Below are 18,988 nucleotides of genomic sequence, written 5' to 3'. Positions count from 1 at the left end.
CCTGGCGCGAGCCGGCCCTTTGCGCGACCATAGGGAAGAATCGCGCGCACAACCCACCGGGAGGGCAGATGGAAGACCCCAAGAGCAGGCTCCCCGAGGTCCCGTCGGACGGGCTGGGCCCCTCCGTGGGAAGGTCCGAGCCGGCAGGCGACCTGGAATCGCCGTCCAATCCTTCCGCCATGGCCACCCTCCCGCAGGTCGTCACGACTCCCGTGCAGGAGCCTGAATCGCTGGAGCCCCCGAAGGGCGTTCCCGGTGAGGGCAAGAGCCGCAGCGTGTCTCGCCCCGTCGTGGCTGCCGTGCTCCTGCTCGCGGCCGTCGCGGTCACTGCGATCTTCGTCACCTATGAGGCGGAGCTCTGGGGCGGCCGCAGCGTCCCCTCTGTCGCGGGCAAGTCCCAGGTGGTGGCCCAGCGCGACCTTGAGCAGCGCGGCTTCGAGGTCGTGCTGGCGGAGGAGCCCGTCGACGACGGGGTGGGCAAGGCGGTCCGCTGCGACCCCGCGAGTGGAACCAGGCTCGAGCGTGGCAGCGAGGTCACGCTGGTTGTCGGCACGGCGCGCGTGCTTCCCGACGTCGTGGGCATGCGACTTGACGAGGCCCGCACCGCCCTGGCCGAGGCGGGGGCGCAAGACGTGTCGATTCAGTATGAGGCCTCGCCCGCCGAGGAGGGAACGGTCATCAGGTCGACCCCCGAGGCGGGGAGCGCCTTCGTGGCCCGCGACGCGATCACCCTCACCGTGGCGCAGCCCTATACGGTCCCCTATGTCATGGACAAGGATGAGTCCGAGGCAAGGTCGCTCGTCGAGGCGGCGGGCCTCGAGGCCAAGCTCGAGTACGTGAGCTCCGACGAGCCGGGCGGAATTGTCGTCGGGGTGAGCCCTGACCAGGGCACGCGCGTCGGCAAGGACGATGTCGTGACCCTCAAGGTCTCAGAGCCCTACCCGTCCGACTACCACCACCTGGCCGAGTACTTCGAGTTCACCGCCAACCAGATCGGGGACTACCTCCAGAAGCAGGGATTCTCTCTCCGGGCAAGCTATGCCAACGCGCACGGAAAGGTGCAGGCGCTCTATGAGGGCGAGAGGGGCAGGGTCACCCTGGGCTCGTATCCCTTCTCGGCAAAGTTCGACCTCGAGGCAGCAAGGGAGGGGGCGACCCCAGAGGCTGACGCCGGCTTCGAGGGCGTGCGCCTGGAGCTGCCCAAGTCAGAGTGGCCCGCGGAGGCGGGCAGGCTCAGCCGCGACGCCCTGGAGGGGGTCATGGGGCTCTGCGGCCTCAGCGGGCTGAGCAGAAGCTGCAACATGCAGACGGTCGTCCTCCCGCAGGGACGGGAACGCAAGGGCACGCCCTTCGTCTGCGGTTACGGAGAGATGGGCGAGGCCTGCTGGACGGTGCTCATAGTCCAGGGCGGGAAGGACGCGCGCGTGGTCGTGACGGCCGCTCCCAAGGCCCTGTACAAGAGCTATGACCTGGCTCCCTTTGGAGGGAGCGTCTGTGACTTCGTCGCCTACGGCGACGTCTACGGCAAGCGAGGGGCAGAGGTTGGATAGCGAGCGGATGCACAAGGACGCCATTGATGGAGGGGACGTCATGCTGGCGAGCAAGGCAGAGGGCGTCGGTCCCATGCGGGAGGCTGACCGGCCAGACGGAACGGTGCCAGGCGAGAGGCCCGTCTCGTCATCTGACGCCAGCTTCCTTCGGGCGGAGAACGAGGACGACGACGGCTACGACCCCTACTCGGACCGTCCCGCCCCGCGCGAGCCCCTCTTCGAGGCCAATCCCTGGGATTAGAAGGGTCTCCGGCCGGCAGGAGGGTGCCGCCGTCGCCCGTGAAGCGCGCGTCAGATCGTCGGGGGCATCCCGTCCGGCCTACCTGGTGGAGAGCAGCCTCAGGATGATGAGGGCGACCACCACGAGCAGGGCCACCACGACGATGAGCGAGAGCACCGAGCGCCTGCGGCGGCTCCTCTCGCGCGACGAGAAGATGGAGCGCCGACCCTTGGGAATCTCGAGGTACTGGCCGTAGCGGCTGTTCTGGATCCTGCCCATGCCGCCGCGCGAGCGGCGGTACTTGGACGCGCCGGAGAAGACTTTGCCGCTCACGGCGACGTTTGAGTCGTGGGCGTAGCCGCTGGCGGAGGCGCCGTCCTGTCCGAGGTCGTCGATGGCGGCCTGGGAGCGGTGCGGGGCGCGCTGCCTCACGTAGGGCACGCGGGCGGCCACGGGCTGGAAGGTGGTGGCCGCGAAGTCGCCCTCGCCCGTCTTGCCCGTGGCCTCGGTCCCACCTTGGGTTGCCGAAACGACCGACGGTCGGGCTTCGGTCGCCGCCGTCTTGGGCGTGCCCTCCTCGTTCGTTGCGTTGTTGGGAAGGGGCTCCCGAAGACCCTCGTCAAAGCCCTTGTCCATGGAGTACCTCCGCCGCCGTGGCACGCAAAGCCCGTACACATCAATGGCAGTCATGATAGAGCAGGTGGGGCCTGCCAAAGTGCCGTGCGCGATAGCTACATCTAACGCAATCTTCCTCTGCAACACCTAACTTAGACAGACTTAGATTTAATGAGCAAACTCAACTGAGAAAATATTGACTTGAGGTATAAAGTCAAGCTTCGAGGGGCATATATACCAACGAGAACAAAGGGTGTCTACCAGGGCATCCGCAAGCAGAAGGAGTGGTAAAGATGACGAACCTTATCCCTTACACCAGCTATGACAGGGCCCTTCGCAGGGCGTTCCCCTTCAACGCGTTCGACGACTTCTTCAACGCGCCGCTGGCCAGCCTCTCGAGCGATGCCGCATTCAAGATGAACGTCGAGGACGCCGGCGACAAGTACGTCGTCTCGGCCGAGCTACCCGGCGTGAAGCGCGAGGACATCGACGTAGAGCTCAACGAGGGTCGCCTCTCGGTCTCGGTCGAGAAGAAGGAGACCGAGGAGGAGAAGGGCAAGAACTACCTCCACAAGGAGACGAGCGAGTGGCAGGCCACCCGTGGCGTGTACCTCAAGGACGCCGCGACTTCCGGCCTGTCCGCCAAGCTCGATGGCGGTGTGCTCACCGTCAACGTCCCCAAGCAGGAGGAGAAGGCCAACGTCACCAAGATCTCGATTGACTAGCTCGAATCGGGACCGGCCAGGTTTGACTCGCTGACATGGCGAGGCGTGGGAGGCGACGCTACGGCGTCGCCTCCTTTTTTGCGCCCAGAAACCTCTCGCCTGGAATTTGGGGCGGCTCGCCCAGTTTTGGTCCCTGACGGAAGCCACCCTGGCGTTCACTCCCTAGTATTTCTAAACTGTTAAACGTCATTCAAATTGTCATGGGCCAGCCAATCAAAAGGCTGTTGCATCGACCGGCGTCCCCAGTCCGCGCTCGGCCGCCCGTGACGTGCCGTGGAGAGGAGAGCGCGACGTGAGGGCATACGAGAGACTCCTTGACTACGTCGTCGTGCGCACGCCCAGCGACGAGGGGAACGAGGCGCACACCCCCAGCAGCTCCGAGCAGTTCGAGCTCGCGCGCATGCTGGTGGAGGAGCTCAGGGGGTTGGGCGTCACCGACGTCCGCCTGAGCGACGACTGCTTCGTCTATGCGAAGGTACCGGCGACGCCAGGCCTCGAGGACAGGCCCAAGCTGGGGCTCATCGCCCACATGGACACGGTCTCGCAGTTCTGCGACCACGAGATCCGTCCCCAGCTCACGCCCGACTACGACGGTGGGGACCTTCCGCTCTTCCAGAGCGGCCGTACGCTCGCGGTGAGGGACTTCCCCCACCTGCCCACCCTCAAGGGCCGCACGCTCATCACCAGCGACGGGATGACGATCCTTGGCGCGGACGACAAGGCGGGCATCGCCGAGATTATGACCGCCCTCGAGACCCTGCTCGCCGAGGGCATCGCCCATGGCCCGCTGCGCATCGCCTTCACCCCTGACGAGGAGATAGGCTGCGGCGTGCACAGCTTCGACGTCGAGGGATTCGACGCCGACGTCGCCTATACCTTGGACGGCGACACCGAGGGCGAGATCCAGTACCAGAACTTCAACGCCTGCGAGGCCAGCTTCGAGGTCACGGGCGTGAGCGTGCACCCGGGCTCCGCCAAGGACGTCATGGTGAACGCCGTCCTCCTCGCCTGCCAGATCAACGGCATGCTCCCCGCCTTCGAGACCCCGCGCCACACCGAGGGCTACGAGGGCTTCTACCACCTGCTCCAGATAAACGGCGACGAGGCCCACGCGAGCCTCTCGTACATCGTGCGCGACCACGACGCGGGCTCCTTCGAGGCGCGAAAGCAGACGCTGCGCCACATCGAGAAGCTCATGAACGAGGAGTGGGGCGAGGGAACGGTCACCCTGACCATCAAGGACGAGTACAAGAACATGGTCTCGGTCATCGACGGCTGCATGTACATGATCGACAACGCGAAGCTGGCCGCGGAGCGCGCCGGCGTCAAGCCCGACGTGTCGCCCATACGCGGGGGCACGGACGGCTGCCAGCTCTCGTACCGCGGGCTGCCCTGTCCCAACCTGGGAACCGGCGGCCACGGATATCACGGTCCCTACGAGCACATCACCGTCGAGGGCATGGACGCCGCCACGAGGATGGCAGTCGAGCTCGTGAGGGTCTTTGCCGGGGAATAGCGGTCCGAGCGCGGGGGTTGCATCCGGGGTCGCCACGAGGGCGACCCCTTTGGACGAAAGGGGTCCTGCTATGGCAGAAGAGGCGATGGTCGAAGCGGCTACGGAGGGGGGCGTGCCCAAGAAGAGGGGCAAACTCCACTTCCCAACCGCGATCACGGTGCTCTTCATCGTGATGCTCTTCGCTGCGGTGCTCACCTGGGTCGTGCCGGCGGGCGAGTACTCGAAGCTCAAGTACGTCGCGGATGACGACGTGTTCTCGATCACCAACGCGGACGGCACGACGGAGGAGCAACCTGCCACGCAGGAGACCCTCGCCAAGCTGGGCATCTCGGCAAACGTCGAGAGCTACCTCGACGGGTCCATCTCGAAGCCGACGGCGATTCCCGGCACCTACCAGCGGGTCGAACAGAACCCGCAGGGCGTCGTGGAGTTCCTTCTCGCCCCGATCAACGGTGTCTACGAGTCGATCGACATCATCCTGTTCGTGTTCTTGCTGGGCGGCTGCATCGGCGTCCTCAACCACATGGGCGCCCTCACCGCCGCGGTCGCCGCGCTCTCGCGCGTGACGAGGGGGCGTGAGTGGCTGCTCATCATCGTGCTGACGCTTATCATCGTCGCGGGCGGGACCACCTTCGGCCTCGCGGAGGAGACGATCGCCCTCTACCCGATCCTCATGCCCGTATTCATCGCAGCGGGCTATGACGCAATGACCTGCATCGCCGTCATCTTCATGGGCTCCTGCGTGGGCACCATGTATTCGACGGTCAACCCCTTCGCCATCGGCGTCGCCACTAAGGCGGCCGGCATCTCCATGGCCGAGGGCATGTCCTGGAGGTTCGTGGCGCTCGCCATAGGCACCGTCATCTCGCTCGCCTACGTCATGCGCTACGGGCACAAGGTTCGCCTCGACCCCTCCAAGTCCGTCGTCTACGACTTCAAGGAGAGGATCGAGGAGCGCTGGGGCCAGAGGGGCGAGGCTCCCGAGTTTACCACGCCCATGAAGGTCTCGCTCGCCGTCTTTGGCGTCTCGTTCGTCGTTCTGGTCTACGGCATCGTCGCCCACCAGTGGTGGTTCGACTACATGACCGCCGTCTTCCTAGCCTGCTCCATGATCCTCGCCTTCACCTGCGGCCTCGACGAGGAGGTCTTCATGGACGAGTACATCGGCGGCTGCGGCGACCTCATGAGCGTCGCGCTGGTCGTCGGCGTCGCCCGTGCGGTCAACATCCTGCTCGAGAACGGTCTCATCTCTGACACCATCCTGTACTTCTTCTCGGGTGCCATCGCGGGGATGAGCCCCGTGCTGTTCATCATCATGATGCTGGTCGTCTACATCATCCTGGGCTTCTTCATCAACTCGTCCTCCGGCCTCGCCGTGCTCTCGGTGCCCATCATGGCGCCCCTCGGCGGCGCGGTGGGCGTCTCGAAGACGGCCATCATCTCGGCCTACAACTACGGCCTGGGCCTCATCTCGTACGTCACGCCCACGGGCCTCATCCTCGCGTCCCTTGCCATGGTGGACGTGCCCTTCAGCCGCTGGTTCAAGTTCGTGACGCCGCTCTTGGTCATCACGGTCCTGCTCAACGCGCTGCTGCTCGTGGCGCAGGTCCTGGTCTAGCTGAGGCGGAGAGCCTCGTGTCGGGGCTTTGTGCGACGCGGGTATCATAGGGTTCCCAAGGGGCCCGGGCGACACTGGGGCGCCTGGGCCCCACGCATGGCCCGGCGTGCCCGAGATGGGCCAAGACGAGGCTTGGAGGGCCCGTGGCCAGCGTCATGCGCAGATATGCAAGCGTCCGGGGAAGGGGCGGTCGCCCTGGCCCCGCGGCCGACGACGAGGCACGCGCGCCCGTCGTGCTCATGGTCTCGGGCGGTGCGGACTCGACGGCCCTCCTGCTCTTGGCCGTGGGCTCCGAGCTCGACATCGACGACGGCCGCGGCCGCGCGCGCATCGCCCGGGAGCGCCTCCACGTCCTGCACGTCAACCACCAGCTCCGTGGCGACGACGCCCTGGGTGACGAGGCCTTCGTGTGCGGGCTCTGCGCGGAGCTTGGCGTCCCCTGCACGGTGCGTAGGGTGGACGTGGCCGGCCTTGCCGCGCAGGCCGGTTCCGCCGGCGGCAACATAGAGAACGTGGGGCGAGAGGAGCGCTACCGCCTCGCCGGGGAGCTTGCCAACAGGCTCTCGGCAAGCTTGGGCACGCCGCGCTCCGCCGCGCGCATACTCACGGCGCATACCGCGAGCGACCGGGCAGAGACCTTCTTCATGAACGCCATCAGGGGCACGGGCACCTCCGGCCTCTCCTCCATACCCCGCCGCCGCAACCGCATCGTGCGCCCACTCCTGGAACGCACCCACGAGGAGCTCTGCGAGCTCCTCTCGCTCAAGGGGATCGCCTGGAGGGAGGATGCGACCAACGCGGACACGCGCTACCTTCGCTCCTTCGTGCGCCACGAGATCATGCCCGTTGCGCTGGGTCGCAACCCCCAGCTGGTCAGCGCCCTCTCAAACACCTGCGAGATTCTCTCGGACGAGGACGCCTACCTGGGACAGGTGGCCGCCCGCAGCTATCGCGAGCTCGTGAGGCGCTCGGGCGAGGGGGTGGTCGCCTTGGACGCCCGCCGCCTCGGCGCGGCCGACGTGTCCATAGCCCGGCGCGTGGTGAGGCTCGCCATCCTTGGCCTGAGCCCCGCGGCACGCATCGAGTCCGCGCAGGTGGCAAGGGTCTTGCGCATCGTGGCCCAGGGATGCGGGTCCTGCAACGTGAGCTTGGGAATCGACGCGCGCGTCGAGTACGGCCTGCTCTTCCTGCGCGTCCCCCGGCGCACGGCCTCGGTGGGCCCGGCATGGATCGACGTTCCGGGAAGTATGCGCCTTCCCGACGGCCGTACCATCTCCGCGCGCCTGACGTCGGTCCCGGCGGGCTCCTCCCCCGAGGAGGTGGCGCGCGCCCATGCCCTGGAATGGGGTGGCCGCTCGGTCTATCTCGACGCCGTGGCCTGCGGCGTCTCTCCCTCGGGGCGGGGGAGGCTGTGGGTGGACGCCCCGGCGGCGGGAGACGTCATGTGTCCCCTGGGCATGCACGGCCAGTCGAAGAAGCTCTCCGACCTCCTCAACGAGGCACACATACCAGCGGCCGACCGACCGGGGGTGCCCGTGGTGAGGAGCGGTCCCACGGGCCAGGTGCTCTGGGTCTCGCCTCTTCGCTGCGACGAGCGCGTGCGCTGCGTGCCCACCACCCGCCTCGTCCTCGAGCTTGCCCTGAGCTAGCACGCACGAGCGCACGCTTCGTGTGGCGCGCCCGTCACGCGCGAAGCGCCCACGCTCCAACGCACGCCTCATGCGACGCGCACGCGGAAGAGCACGGACGCCTTCGCGTTTGCCCAGTTGTCAGTCGGGACATCCGTGCGTTCGAGCGTGGCGGACGAGAGGGGCGCGCGTTCGAGCGTGGTGAGCGAAAGTTGCGTGCGTTCGAGCGTGGCAGGCGAGAGGGGCGCGCGTTCGAGCGTGCCGGTCAGTCCGTGCCTGCGTTACGTCGCGCCCAACGGTGACGGTCGCGTCCCGAGGGCGTAGTACCATAAGCACATACGTCCAGCCAGCCGGCAAGACCGACTGACGCACAGGAAGGGCAAGGTCCATGGCAGACGAGCTCACCGCCGACATCAAGAGCGTCATCCTCACCGAGGACCAGATCAGGGGGATCGTCCAGCGCATGGGCGCAGAGATCAGCCGCGACTACGAGGGACGCAACCCCCTCATCGTCGCCGTGCTGCGCGGCGCCTTCGTGTTCACCGCGGACCTCCTGCGCTCCATCACCATCCCCTGCGAGGTCGACTTCATGGCGGTCTCGAGCTACGGGGATGGCGTGAAGAGCTCCGGCGTCGTGCGCATCATCAAGGATCTCAGCACCAAGGTCGAGGGCCGCGACCTCATCATCGCAGAGGACATCCTCGACTCCGGCCTCACGCTGAGCTACCTCGTCGAGCTGCTCAAGGGCAGGGGCCCCAAGTCCGTCAGCGTGGCCGCCTTCTCCATCAAGGACATTCCCAACCACGCCCCCGCCATCAACCCCGAGTACGTGGGGGCGCACGTCCCCAACGAGTTCATCGTGGGCTATGGTCTGGACTATGCGGAGAAGTATCGCAACCTTCCCTACGTGGGGGTGCTCAAGCCCGAGGTCTACCAGGGGTAGCCTCCAGACCCTTCCAAGGAGCCCAGCCAAGTGTCAGACAACAACAACGGCCTCGATCCCTCGCGCCCGCCCATTCCCGGGCAGGAGGGCCCGGGGGGACGCCGTCAGCCAGCCATCATCGTCGCCCTCGTGATTGCGTTGGTCGCCTACGTCGCCTACACCGCCGGCCAGTCGATGCTGGGGGCGAGCCAAGCGGATACCCTCACCACCAACGCCTTCGTCACCGCGGTCAAGGACGAGCGGGTGAGCGACGTCACCTACAAGACCTCCGACGGCAGCCTGAGGGGCAACTACCGCCATGACGGCAACGAGCAGAGCCGCTTCGTGAGCTACTACGTGGGTGCCGACAGCCTGCAGGAGCTCATGGCGCAGCATCCCGACGTGAGCTTCACCATCGACACGTCGAGCTCCGACCTGCTCCAGACCATCCTGGTGTCGATCGTCCCCACGGCGGTCATACTCGCCTTCATGATCTACTTCACCAGGCAGATGCAGGGCCAGAACGGACGCTCCATGAACTTCGGTCGCGCCAACAGGGCGCGCACGACGGAGGAGACCCGGCCCAAGGTGAAGTTCTCTGACGTGGCGGGCATAGACGAGGCGGTAGAGGAGCTCAAGGAGGTCCGCGACTTCCTGCGCGAGCCCGAGCGCTACCAGAAGATGGGTGCCAAGATTCCGCGTGGCGTGCTCCTGGTGGGTCCCCCGGGCACCGGCAAGACCTTGCTCGCCAAGGCCGTGGCCGGCGAGGCGGGGGTGCCGTTCTTCTCCATATCTGGATCAGACTTCGTCGAGATGTTCGTGGGCGTTGGTGCGAGCCGCGTGCGCGACCTCTTCAAGCAGGCGAAGGAGTCCGCCCCCTCCATCATCTTCATCGACGAGATCGACGCTGTGGGACGCCAGCGCGGCGCTGGCTTGGGTGGTGGCCACGACGAGCGCGAACAGACCCTCAACCAGCTGCTGGTCGAGATGGACGGCTTCGAGGAGAATCAGGCCGTCATCCTGGTCGCCGCGACGAACCGTCCCGACATCCTGGACCCGGCGCTGCTGCGCCCCGGACGCTTCGACCGGCAGGTCACCGTCGACCGTCCCGACGTCAAGGGGAGGGAGAGGATCCTCTCGGTCCACTCCCAGAACAAGCCCCTCAAAAAGGACGTCGACCTCAAGCGGATCGCCAAGCTGACGCCAGGCTTCACGGGCGCCGACCTCGCCAACCTCATGAACGAGTCCGCGCTCCTCGCCGCCCGCCGGCACAAGGACCGCATCTCGATGGAGGAGGTGGAGGAGTCCATGGAACGCGTCGTCGCCGGTCCCGAGAAGAGGGGCCGCGTGATGACCCAGAAGGAGCGCGTTACCATCGCCTACCACGAGTGCGGGCATGCCCTGGTGGGGCACATACTCGAGAACTCCGACCCGGTGCACAAGATCAGCATCATCAGCCGTGGTCGTGCCCTGGGATACACCCTGCAGCTCCCCGAGGAGGACCACTTCCTCGAGACGCGCGACGGCATGCTGGACCAGATCGCCGTCTTCCTGGGGGGACGTACGGCCGAGGAGCTCTTCTGCGAGGACATCACCACCGGCGCCAGCAACGATCTCGAGCGGGCCACCAAGATGGCGCGCGAGATGGTCACTCGCTACGGCATGAGCGAGGAGCTGGGCACGCAGGTCTTCGGCGAGGCCCAGCACGAGGTCTTCCTGGGGCGCGACTACGCGAACCACAACGACTACGCCGCCGAGACGGCCAAACGCATCGACGACGAGGTCGAGCGCATCATGCGTGAGGCCCATGGTCGCTCGCGCGCGGTGCTCGAGGCGAGGCGCAGCCAGATGGAGACCATGGCCAAGGTGCTCCTCGCGCGCGAGACGGTGGAGGGCGACGTGGTGAACGCCCTTTTGGATGACCGTTGGGCGCAGTACGTCCTCGAGCACCCGGAAGCGGACGTCGACTCGCCCCTCGGGAGTGACGAGTCTGTGACGGGTTCGTCTTCCATCCTCGGCGGCGAGTAATCTGCAACATGGCGGCGCGGTTCCTGCCGCGCCGCACTCTTTTTGTCAGGGGCGCGCCGCCGGGCCGGTGCCGAGGAGGGGAGCGGAGATGCCAGTCAACCAGAGGAGCTACGAGTTCGGGACCTCCAAGTCGAGCATCCGGGAGATTGCCGCCTACGGTGTCCAGCGCAAGGCGCAGATCGGCGCGGACAAGGTCTTCGACTTCTCCCTGGGCAACCCCTCGGTTCCCGCCCCCGACGAGGTGCGCCAGTCCATCGAGCGATCGCTGGGCCTCCCTCCCGTGCGGCTGCACGGCTACACCCCCGCTGCCGGACTCGTCGAGGTGAGGCAGCGCGTGGCCGACTCGCTCAACCACCGCTTCGGCTGCGACTACGGCGCAGGCGACCTCTACATGACTTGTGGTGCCGCGGCATCGCTCAGCATAAGCTTCAACGCGCTGGTCGACCCCGGCGACGAGGTCATCGTCATCGCCCCCTACTTCCCGGAGTACCGCGTCTGGATCCAGACGGCGGGAGCGCTCTGCGTCGAGGTCATGGCGGACCCCCAGACCTTCCAGGTGGACACGGAGGCCGTGCGCGCCGCCATCACGAGTCGCACCAAGGCCGTGGTGGTCAACTCGCCCAACAACCCCGTCGGGTCGATCTACTCCCGCCAGAACCTCGAGGAGCTGGCGGACGTGCTCCGCGAGCGCGAGAGCGCCCTGGGGACCGCCATCTACCTGGTGTCCGACGAGCCGTATCGCGAGATCAGCTACGGCTGCGAGGTGCCTTGGATCCCCTCCCTGTACGACCGCAGCGTCGTCTGCTACTCCTACTCCAAGAGCCTGAGCCTGCCCGGCGAGCGCGTGGGCTGGGTGCTGGTCCCCAACACCAACCCCGACCACGACGAGCTCGTCCCCGCCATCGCCGGCGCCGGCCGCAAGCTGGGCTTCGTCTGCGCGCCGGCGCTCTTCCAGCGCGTGGTCATGGACTGCGTGGACGTCCCGAGCGACGTCGCCGCCTACGAGCGCAACCGCAAGGCGCTCACGGAGGGGCTCTCTGCCCTGGGCTACGAGTACATCGAGCCGCAAGGTGCCTTCTACCTCTGGGTGAAGTCCCTTGAGCCCGACGCCGAGGCCTTCTTCCAGAAGGCGAAGGCCCTGGAGCTCCTGCCTGCCCCGTCAAACAGCTTTGGCTGCGAGGGCTGGGTGCGCGTGGGCTACTGCGTGAGCCACCAGACCATCGTCGACTCGATGCCGGCATGGAGGCGCCTCGCCGAGCAGTATGCCCGGGGTGACGCGTGAGCTGGGAGCGCATCTGCCAGAACTGCAGCTTCTGCCAGGCAAAGACGGGGCTCCTGCGCACGCGCAGCGTCTGCGTCGCCCCAGACGGCAGGAGGGGAGAGGTGCATGCGTCCGACGCCGCCTGTCCCGCCTTCAGGATGACGCCCAAGGCGGGCTTCGGCCTCAGGGGACGCTGGGGCGAGGGCGTCTCGCGGTCGAGGGAGGCATCCCGTGCGGACGAGCCCGCGGCGCGGGCGGCAACGCACCTCTCGCCTGCCGGGGGCGCTGCTAAGCTGGGAGGGTCTTCCAAGAGAGGAGCCCCCATGCTTCAGCTGGCCTGCGACGTCCACACCCACACCCTCTACTCGCGCCACGCCTACTCCACCATAGAGGAGAACGTGCGGGCGGCGGCGGAGCTGCGCCTCGAGCTGCTGGGGTCGACCGACCACTACTCATCGATGCTCTTCTCCGAGGTTGGCAGCATGGAGCGTGCGCAGGGCTACGACCTGCGGGACTTCCAGTATTTCATGAACTACGGCGCCTGGCCGCGCGTGTGGCGCGGCGTGCGCCTGCTGCACGGCTGCGAGGCGGACGTCGTGGACCTCGACGGCCACCTCTTCGGCCATGACGTGCCCCTCACGCACGAGATAAATGGCAACCCCCTGCACCGACAGCTCACCCTCAAGGAGCGCGTCTTCCAAGGCTGCGACTACGTCATCGCCTCGGTGCACTGTGACGAATTCGCACGTGGCGTGAGCCTGGCGCAGACGACCCGGATGTACGTGCGGGCCCTCGAGGACCCCAAGGTGCTGATCCTGGGACACGCGGGACGTGCCGGCGTGCCCTTCGACGTGGGCGAGGTGCTCGCCATGGCGCGCGAGAAGGGCAAGCTCGTCGAGATAAACGAGGCGACCCTTGCCAGCCACCCATCCGCGACGAGCACTTGCCGCAGGCTAGCCGAGCGCTGCGCGGAGGAGGGGGTCATGATCTCGACGGGCACCGACTCCCACATCTCGTGCGGGATAGGTCACTTCGACCACGTCCGCTCGATGCTGGAAGAGATCGGCTTCCCGCGCAAGCTCGTCGCCACGCGCGACGCCGAGACCTTCCTGGGCGTACTGGAACGGGCCGTGGGCACGAGCGTCGAGGTGTAGCTGAGCACCTCGTGCTGGGGGGCGCTGTGTCCCACCTCGTGCCTAGCCCAGGCGTACGCGCATCGCCAGCCCGCCGTCCTCGTAGCGCGCCTCGACCCGCCATCCGTGCAGTTCGAAGGCCTCGCGCGCGAGTGCGAGCCCTATGCCGCTGCCCCCCGCGGCGTCGGTCCTGAAGCGGTCGAAGAGGGCGTCGAGGTCCCGTGCGGCGGGTCGCGCGCAGTCGTTCCACACGACGAGCTCCCCGTTTCCAAGGAAGACGCGCAGTCGTGACCTCGCATGCCTGATCGCGTTGGTCACGAGGTTGTCGAAGGCGCGCTCGAACTGCCTCGCGTCGACCTCTGCCCGGGCGGAGCGCAGGTCGAGCGACACGTCCAGCTGGCGAGAGGCGACCGCCCCCTCGAAGGGCACGAGGCAGTCCTCCACGAGTTCGGCGAGGTCGAGCCTCTCGCACTCTAGCATGACCGCCCCACCCTCGAGCCTGCTGATGTCAAGCAGCTGGCCGACGTCCTCCGACATCTTGCGCACCTCGCCCAAGATCACCACTCCCGCCTGCCTGCCATCCGCGATGACTCCCTCCCGGAGTCCCTCGGCATAGCCGCCGATTGCGGCAAGGGGGGTCTTGAGCTCGTGCGAGACGTTCTCGTAGAAGGTCCTCACCGCTCGCTCGCGGGCCTCGACCTGCCTCCCCTGCGCCCAGCCGGCGGCTGCGGCGCCGAAAGTCGAGATGAGCATGATGCCCAGGAGGAGCAGGCGCACCTGGCCTGCCAGCGCCTCCTCGCCGGACACGTCCACGTAGGCGAGAAGCACCTCCGCGCCCTCATCCGACACAAGGCCGGCCTCGGTCTGTGGCGCGGGAATCGTTCCCTGGACCTTGAGGTAGCACTCGAGCCCATCCCGTTCCACGCGCACGAGTCGACCGGTCTGGTCGCGATGCTCCGATGCCCAGCTGGCGGCGAGCCTGTCAAGCGGCGTGTAAGGGTTGCCGTCCGATTCGTCGAGCTCCCAGTCGGCCGTCAACGTGAGGGGGATGGCGACGCGGGAGGGCTCCCCCTCCTCGTACCCATCGCCCAGGAGGGCGTCGATCGCCTGTTCGGAACTGTCGCGCATCTGTGCCTGCACGAGTTGGCCATAGGCGAGAACCACTGCCAGCAGCGCGGCGGCAACGCAGCCCGCGAAGAGCAGGGCAAGCTGGAGGGCAGGGCGCATGTTGCCGGCCCTCGGCCACCTAGCGCGGCGCATGGGCATCCCCCTCGCCCGCATCCACGAGGTGGTAGCCAAAGCCCCAGACCGCCTTCACGCCCACGCGGCTGCCGGCACCTCGCAGCTTCTGGCGCACTCGGCGCGCGCACTCGTCGGTGACACGGGTCTCCACCTCCGCGTCCATCCCCCAGACCCTCCGGAGGAGCTCCGCGCGAGAGACGGGCTCCCCCGCCGCCTTCATGAGCACCCTCAGGAGCGAGAACTCCATCATCGTGAGGCGCAGCTCCCTGCCGCCCACCTCCACCACGTGCGTGGCGTCGTGCAGCACGAGGTCGGCGAAGCGCAGGGTGCCGCCTTCCTGTCCGCGTGACATGTTCGCCCTCCTGAGCAGGGCCCTCACGCGCATGACCAGCATGGAGGGCGAGAAGGGCTTGAAAAGGTAGTCGTCGCCGCCCAAGGCGAGCCCGGTGATGTAGTCCATCTCTGACTCTCGGGCGGTGAGGATGACGATGGGCACGTCAGAGATCTCCCGGAGCTGGCGGCAGACCTCGAGGCCGTCCGTCCCCGGCATCATGACGTCGAGGATGACAAGGTCGGCGGGACGCTCGAGGAAGCGCTCGCGAAGGGCGTCTCCGGTGGCAAAGCAGCTCACCTGATAGCCCGCGCCCTCGAGGAAGGCTCGTTGGACCTCGAGCAGGTTGAGGTCGTCGTCCGCCACGTAGATGAGCTCCGCCATCAGTCACCTCTCTTGGGACGAAAAGGGGCTGTCCCCGCAGGGCCAGCCCCGATTGTACGTTACGCACCACAAGTCGCGAGGTCCTAGAAGACGTCGCCGACCTTCTCCATGTAGCCGTCGAGACGCTGGTAGAGCTCGTCGAGCTCCTTGTAGACATCCTCCTCCTCGTTGTCGTTCAGGACGGCCTCGTCCTCGAGCAGCCTCTCCTCCAGCTGGTCTATGCGGGAGGCGTCCTCCTTGAGCGCGGACTTGGCCGCGTCGTCGAGCGAGCCGTCAGCGTCGATCGCCTCGTCGAGCGCTGCCCTCCAGGCCTTGCCCTCGAGCTCGTCCATGCGCTCGTACTGCTCGTCGCCGAGCCCCCTCTCGCCCGTCATCCCCATCCAAAGGCCCTTGAGCTCGGAGCGCTCGGCGTCGCTCAGGCCCTTCAGGCGCCCCACCGCCTCCTGGGCGTCCTTCTCGGTCATGCCCTGGGACATAGCCCGCGCCTCCTCCTCCGTGAAGGCGCGGGCGTCGGTGCTGACGTCGTCCTCGCTGATGGACTGGGTCTGGCAGTCCCCGCAGGCCTGGCAGCCCTGCGCTCCCTGAGCGCTCTGGGCGCGGGCCATCGCCAGGGTGGGGAGGGCGAGCGATCCCAGAAGCCCCGCGGTGCAGATTGCCGTTGCCAGCTGACGCTTGCCCTTGCTTCCCTTGGTCATGTTGATCACTCCTTTTCTTGGTCGCCTCCGATCGACGAGAAGAGTGTATGGGCAGCCAACGGCCCAAATCCTGCGCCAAAGCGTAAGAAAAGGGTCCACAGTCCTGTGACAGATTTCCCGGGCGCATGCGGCCTGCAGACAAGTGTCGGGCCCCGCACGCGGCAAAGGCGTGTGGGGCCCGATTTGGCACTGCGACGCGAGGGGCTCTTCTCGCCTATACCCTGAGCGTCAGCTGCACGGGGCAGTGGTCGCTGCCGTAGACGTCGTCCAGGATCGAGGCCTCGACGATGCCGTCCGCGGCGTCCTCGCTCACCAGGAAGTAGTCGATGCGCCAGCCCACGTTGCGCTCGCGGGCGCGCATGCGGTAGCTCCACCAGCTGTAGGCGTCCTCTCGGTCGGGGTAGAGACGGCGGAAGCTGTCCACGAAGCCCGCCTCGAGGAGCTTGCCGAAGCCCTCGCGCTCCTCGTCCGAGAAGCCTGCGTTCATGTGGTTGGTGTCGGGGTTCTTGAGGTCTATCTCCTCGTGCGCGACGTTGAAGTCGCCACAGGTGACCACGGGCTTCTCCTTGGCGAGGCCTGACAGGAACTCGCGGTAGCTCCTGTCCCAGACCATACGCTCGTCCAGGCGCAGGAGCCCGTTCTTCGAGTTGGGCGTGTACACGTCCACGAACCAGTAGCGCTCGAACTCGAGGGCGCACACGCGGCCCTCGTCGTCTGCGAACTCGCAGCCGATCTGCCTGATGACCCGCAGCGGCTCCTCGCGGCTGAAGACCGCGGTGCCCGAGTAGCCCTTGCGCTCGGCATAGTTCCAGGTCTGATGGTAGCCGGGGAGGTCCAAGTCGAGCTGGCCCTCCTGCAGCTTCGTCTCCTGGATGGCAAAGACGTCGGCGTCCGCCGCCTCGAAGATCTGGGGAAAGCTGGGGTCCTTCTTCATGACGGCCCTGAGGCCGTTGACGTTCCACGAGACGAGCCTCAGCTCGCGCTCCTCGCTCTGTGCCATGCCGCTCCTCCTTGGCGGGGGCGTCGCCCCGCCGGCGTCGTGTCCGTTTGGGCGGGCGTCCGTGCCCGCTCAGGCCAGTATACGTGCTGGCCCAGGATATGGCACCACCTTGGCATCCGTTTGCGGGGCGGGGCTGCGGCCAGGGTGCGCGACGAGGACGGGTCAAGGGAGAGAAGACAGCATTTCTCGCAGAATGCTGTCTCTTTTCTCGCTTACCTGGCCTTATGCGAAAAACGACAGCATTTCACGAGATTTGCCGTCTTTGGGCCCGTCCCCGCATGGCGCGACGGGTCTGCGCGACCTCCCGAGCACCGCCCCTCGCTGTCTCAGCCCTCGATGATCACGTAGCCGTCGTCGATGGCCGCGAGGGTGCGCGCGAGGGCTGCCTCGTCTGGGTGAGGTCCCGCGTCGGGCGCCCCAAAGAGGAACTCGCGGTAGCGGGGCAGGTCACGCATGGCCTGGGCATGCCCCTCGTTATAGGCGGCCAGGAGCCTCGCCTTGTCGGTGGTGCCCGAGCTTATGGGCATGTCGTCCGGGTACACGATGAGGCAGCGACCCTCGTCCGCGAGGCGCTCGATGCGCGTGAGCTCGCGGTTGTACCTCTCCCAGCGTGTGAGGAGGGCGTCCAGGAGGTAGGGTCGGCCGTGTGCGATGGCGCGGTAGACGCGGCGCTCCTGCTCGGTGGGAGGCTCCTTGCGGTAGCCGTGCGGGCGGGTCGCCACGAAGAAGAAGCGGTCGTAGCCGCCGCGCTCGGCCAGGTGCAGGGGAAGGCCCGCTCCCTCTCCCAGCCCGCCGTCCATGAAGAGCCGGCCGTCCACCGCCTTGGGGTGCATGACCCCCGGCAGGGTCGAGCTGGCGCGCACCTTGTCCACCATGTCGTACTTGTCGCGCATGTCGTCCTTTGTGAAGGTCACGCTGCGGCCCGTCCGCACCTCGAAGGCCTGGATGGCTACCTGGGCGGGGTTTGCCCGGAAGGTGTCCCAGTCGAAGGGCATGAAGCCGTCGGCGATGCATCCCTCGTAGAGGTAGTCGGCGTTGAAGTAGCCCTTGCCGCGCACCACCGAGCCAAAGCCCGCGATGGGTATACCCTCGGGCCTCATGCCCAGGAAGGCGTTGCGCGTGCGCGCGAGGTCACGCGAGCAGTAGTCGACCGTGTGGCTGGAGCCCGCGGAGATGCCGCAGACGAAGGGGAAGTGGATTCCCTGCTCCAGAAGGACGCGGGCGATTCCCGCGGTGTATGCGGCGCGATAGCCGCCGCCCTCGAACACGAGGGCGCAGCCCTCCACGTTGCAGCTGAGCTTCTTCATGCCGGTACCTCGCCTTCCTGGTGCTAGAGTCAGAGCCGCTGGCAAACGACGGGAGGCCGCCATGGCAAGGACCATCACTGACCCACGGGAGGCGGCAGCGGCGCTCGGGGCGCTCGTGAAGGGCGCGGGGAACACGGTCTTCTTCGGCGGCGCGGGCGTCTCGACGGCAAGCGGGATCCCCGACTTCCGAAGCGCCGACGGCCTGTACAACCAACACTTTGACTACCCGCCCGAGGTCATGCTTAGCCACGGTTTTTACGTGGAGCACACACGGGAGTTCTTCGACTTCTACCGCAGCCGTATGTGCGCCCCCGACGCCAAGCCAAACCAGGCGCACCTCAAGCTCGCCGAGCTGGAGCGCGAGGGGCTCGTCAGCGCCGTCGTGACCCAGAACATAGACGGCCTCCACCAGGCGGCAGGCTCGCGCAACGTGATCGAGCTCCACGGCTCGACCCATCGCAACGTCTGCCAGCGCTGCGGGCACGTCCACTCGCAGGAGTGGGTCCTCAAGACCGAGGGCGTCCCCCGCTGCGAGGCTTGCGGCGGGCCCGTGAAGCCTGACGTCGTCCTCTACGAGGAGGCGTTGGACGAGGCCGTCATCACCGCCGCCATCCGGGCGATTGCCAGCTGCGACCTCCTTATCGTGGGCGGCACCTCCCTGGTGGTCTACCCGGCCGCGGGGCTCCTGCGCTATTTCGGGGGAGACAAGCTGGCCATCTGCAACCTCCAGCCCACGCCCCAGGACGCGAGCGCGGACCTGGTCTGCGCCTGTGACATCGCCCGGGCCTTCGACTGGTAGGCCGTGGCCCCTCT

17 protein-coding genes are annotated in these 18,988 nt (G+C 67.1%); 11 read left to right on the top strand and 6 right to left on the bottom strand.

Annotation, left to right across the window (positions count from 1 at the left end; all coding sequences use genetic code 11):
- The first annotated feature begins 68 nt into the window (after positions 1 to 68).
- Together HMPREF1008_RS09760 and HMPREF1008_RS02160 are read left to right on the top strand one after the other, a co-directional pair.
- A complete protein-coding gene (locus HMPREF1008_RS09760; protein WP_009278212.1) occupies positions 69 to 1,550 on the top strand; it encodes a PASTA domain-containing protein in 1,482 nt (493 codons plus the stop codon).
- Positions 1,543 to 1,791, top strand: a complete 249-nt coding sequence (locus tag HMPREF1008_RS02160) for a hypothetical protein (RefSeq protein WP_198003201.1) — start codon at positions 1,543 to 1,545, stop codon at positions 1,789 to 1,791. Before HMPREF1008_RS09760 ends, HMPREF1008_RS02160 begins: the two co-directional genes overlap by 8 nt.
- 78 nt (positions 1,792 to 1,869) lie before the next feature.
- On the opposite strand, the gene HMPREF1008_RS02155 is transcribed toward HMPREF1008_RS02160, so the two are convergent.
- A complete protein-coding gene (locus tag HMPREF1008_RS02155; protein ID WP_009278210.1) occupies positions 1,870 to 2,406 on the bottom strand; it encodes a hypothetical protein in 537 nt (178 codons plus the stop codon).
- A gap of 272 nt (positions 2,407 to 2,678) precedes the next feature.
- On the opposite strand from HMPREF1008_RS02155, the gene HMPREF1008_RS02150 reads away from it, so the two are divergent.
- The 8 genes from HMPREF1008_RS02150 (at position 2,679) to HMPREF1008_RS02115 (ending at position 13,237) form a co-directional block, all read left to right on the top strand.
- A complete protein-coding gene (locus tag HMPREF1008_RS02150) occupies positions 2,679 to 3,110 on the top strand; it encodes an Hsp20/alpha crystallin family protein (RefSeq protein ID WP_009278209.1) in 432 nt (143 codons plus the stop codon).
- Positions 3,111 to 3,402: 292 nt separating this feature from the next.
- Entirely contained in the window at positions 3,403 to 4,626 is a 1,224-nt protein-coding gene (pepT, locus tag HMPREF1008_RS02145) for a peptidase T (protein ID WP_009278208.1), read from the top strand.
- A 70-nt stretch (positions 4,627 to 4,696) separates the two neighbouring features.
- Positions 4,697 to 6,244: a YfcC family protein gene (locus HMPREF1008_RS02140; RefSeq protein WP_083823456.1), complete on the top strand. Its 1,548-nt coding sequence runs from the start codon at positions 4,697 to 4,699 to the stop codon at positions 6,242 to 6,244.
- 155 nt (positions 6,245 to 6,399) lie between these two features.
- Entirely contained in the window at positions 6,400 to 7,893 is a 1,494-nt protein-coding gene (tilS, locus tag HMPREF1008_RS02135; protein WP_156797586.1) for a tRNA lysidine(34) synthetase TilS, read from the top strand.
- A gap of 367 nt (positions 7,894 to 8,260) precedes the next feature.
- Positions 8,261 to 8,815 (top strand): hypoxanthine phosphoribosyltransferase, encoded by a 555-nt coding sequence (gene hpt / locus HMPREF1008_RS02130; protein ID WP_009278205.1) that lies wholly within the window; start codon positions 8,261 to 8,263, stop codon positions 8,813 to 8,815.
- 30 nt (positions 8,816 to 8,845) lie between these two features.
- On the top strand, positions 8,846 to 10,822 hold the full coding sequence (ftsH, locus tag HMPREF1008_RS02125; protein WP_009278204.1) for an ATP-dependent zinc metalloprotease FtsH: 1,977 nt from the start codon (positions 8,846 to 8,848) through the stop codon (positions 10,820 to 10,822).
- 88 nt (positions 10,823 to 10,910) lie between these two features.
- Positions 10,911 to 12,104 (top strand): pyridoxal phosphate-dependent aminotransferase, encoded by a 1,194-nt coding sequence (locus HMPREF1008_RS02120; RefSeq protein ID WP_009278203.1) that lies wholly within the window; start codon positions 10,911 to 10,913, stop codon positions 12,102 to 12,104.
- On the top strand, positions 12,101 to 13,237 hold the full coding sequence (locus HMPREF1008_RS02115) for a phosphatase (RefSeq protein WP_009278202.1): 1,137 nt from the start codon (positions 12,101 to 12,103) through the stop codon (positions 13,235 to 13,237). Before HMPREF1008_RS02120 ends, HMPREF1008_RS02115 begins: the two co-directional genes overlap by 4 nt.
- A gap of 42 nt (positions 13,238 to 13,279) precedes the next feature.
- On the opposite strand, the gene HMPREF1008_RS02110 is transcribed toward HMPREF1008_RS02115, so the two are convergent.
- The 5 genes from HMPREF1008_RS02110 to HMPREF1008_RS02090 all read right to left on the bottom strand — a co-directional run bounded on the left by HMPREF1008_RS02110 (position 13,280) and on the right by HMPREF1008_RS02090 (position 18,175).
- Positions 13,280 to 14,476: a sensor histidine kinase KdpD gene (locus tag HMPREF1008_RS02110; RefSeq protein ID WP_198003139.1), complete on the bottom strand. Its 1,197-nt coding sequence runs from the start codon at positions 14,474 to 14,476 to the stop codon at positions 13,280 to 13,282.
- A complete protein-coding gene (locus HMPREF1008_RS02105; protein WP_009278200.1) occupies positions 14,463 to 15,173 on the bottom strand; it encodes a response regulator transcription factor in 711 nt (236 codons plus the stop codon). The genes HMPREF1008_RS02110 and HMPREF1008_RS02105 overlap by 14 nt, the downstream gene beginning before the upstream one ends.
- Before the next feature lie 83 nt (positions 15,174 to 15,256).
- Positions 15,257 to 15,868 (bottom strand): hypothetical protein, encoded by a 612-nt coding sequence (locus HMPREF1008_RS02100; protein ID WP_009278199.1) that lies wholly within the window; start codon positions 15,866 to 15,868, stop codon positions 15,257 to 15,259.
- A 214-nt stretch (positions 15,869 to 16,082) separates the two neighbouring features.
- A complete protein-coding gene (locus tag HMPREF1008_RS02095) occupies positions 16,083 to 16,868 on the bottom strand; it encodes an exodeoxyribonuclease III (protein WP_009278198.1) in 786 nt (261 codons plus the stop codon).
- A gap of 326 nt (positions 16,869 to 17,194) precedes the next feature.
- On the bottom strand, positions 17,195 to 18,175 hold the full coding sequence (locus HMPREF1008_RS02090; RefSeq protein WP_009278197.1) for a patatin family protein: 981 nt from the start codon (positions 18,173 to 18,175) through the stop codon (positions 17,195 to 17,197).
- A gap of 61 nt (positions 18,176 to 18,236) precedes the next feature.
- Here HMPREF1008_RS02090 and HMPREF1008_RS02085 point away from each other — a divergent pair, with 61 nt between their 5' ends.
- Positions 18,237 to 18,974, top strand: a complete 738-nt coding sequence (locus tag HMPREF1008_RS02085) for an NAD-dependent protein deacylase (RefSeq protein ID WP_009278196.1) — start codon at positions 18,237 to 18,239, stop codon at positions 18,972 to 18,974.
- Positions 18,975 to 18,988 lie beyond the last annotated feature (14 nt).

Source organism: Olsenella sp. oral taxon 809 str. F0356, from assembly GCF_000233535.1.
GTDB classification, from domain to species: Bacteria; Actinomycetota; Coriobacteriia; order Coriobacteriales; family Atopobiaceae; genus Olsenella_I; species Olsenella_I phocaeensis.
The sequence above is the reverse complement of the archived record's forward strand: the minus strand, read 5'-3'. Positions and strand labels throughout refer to the sequence as shown.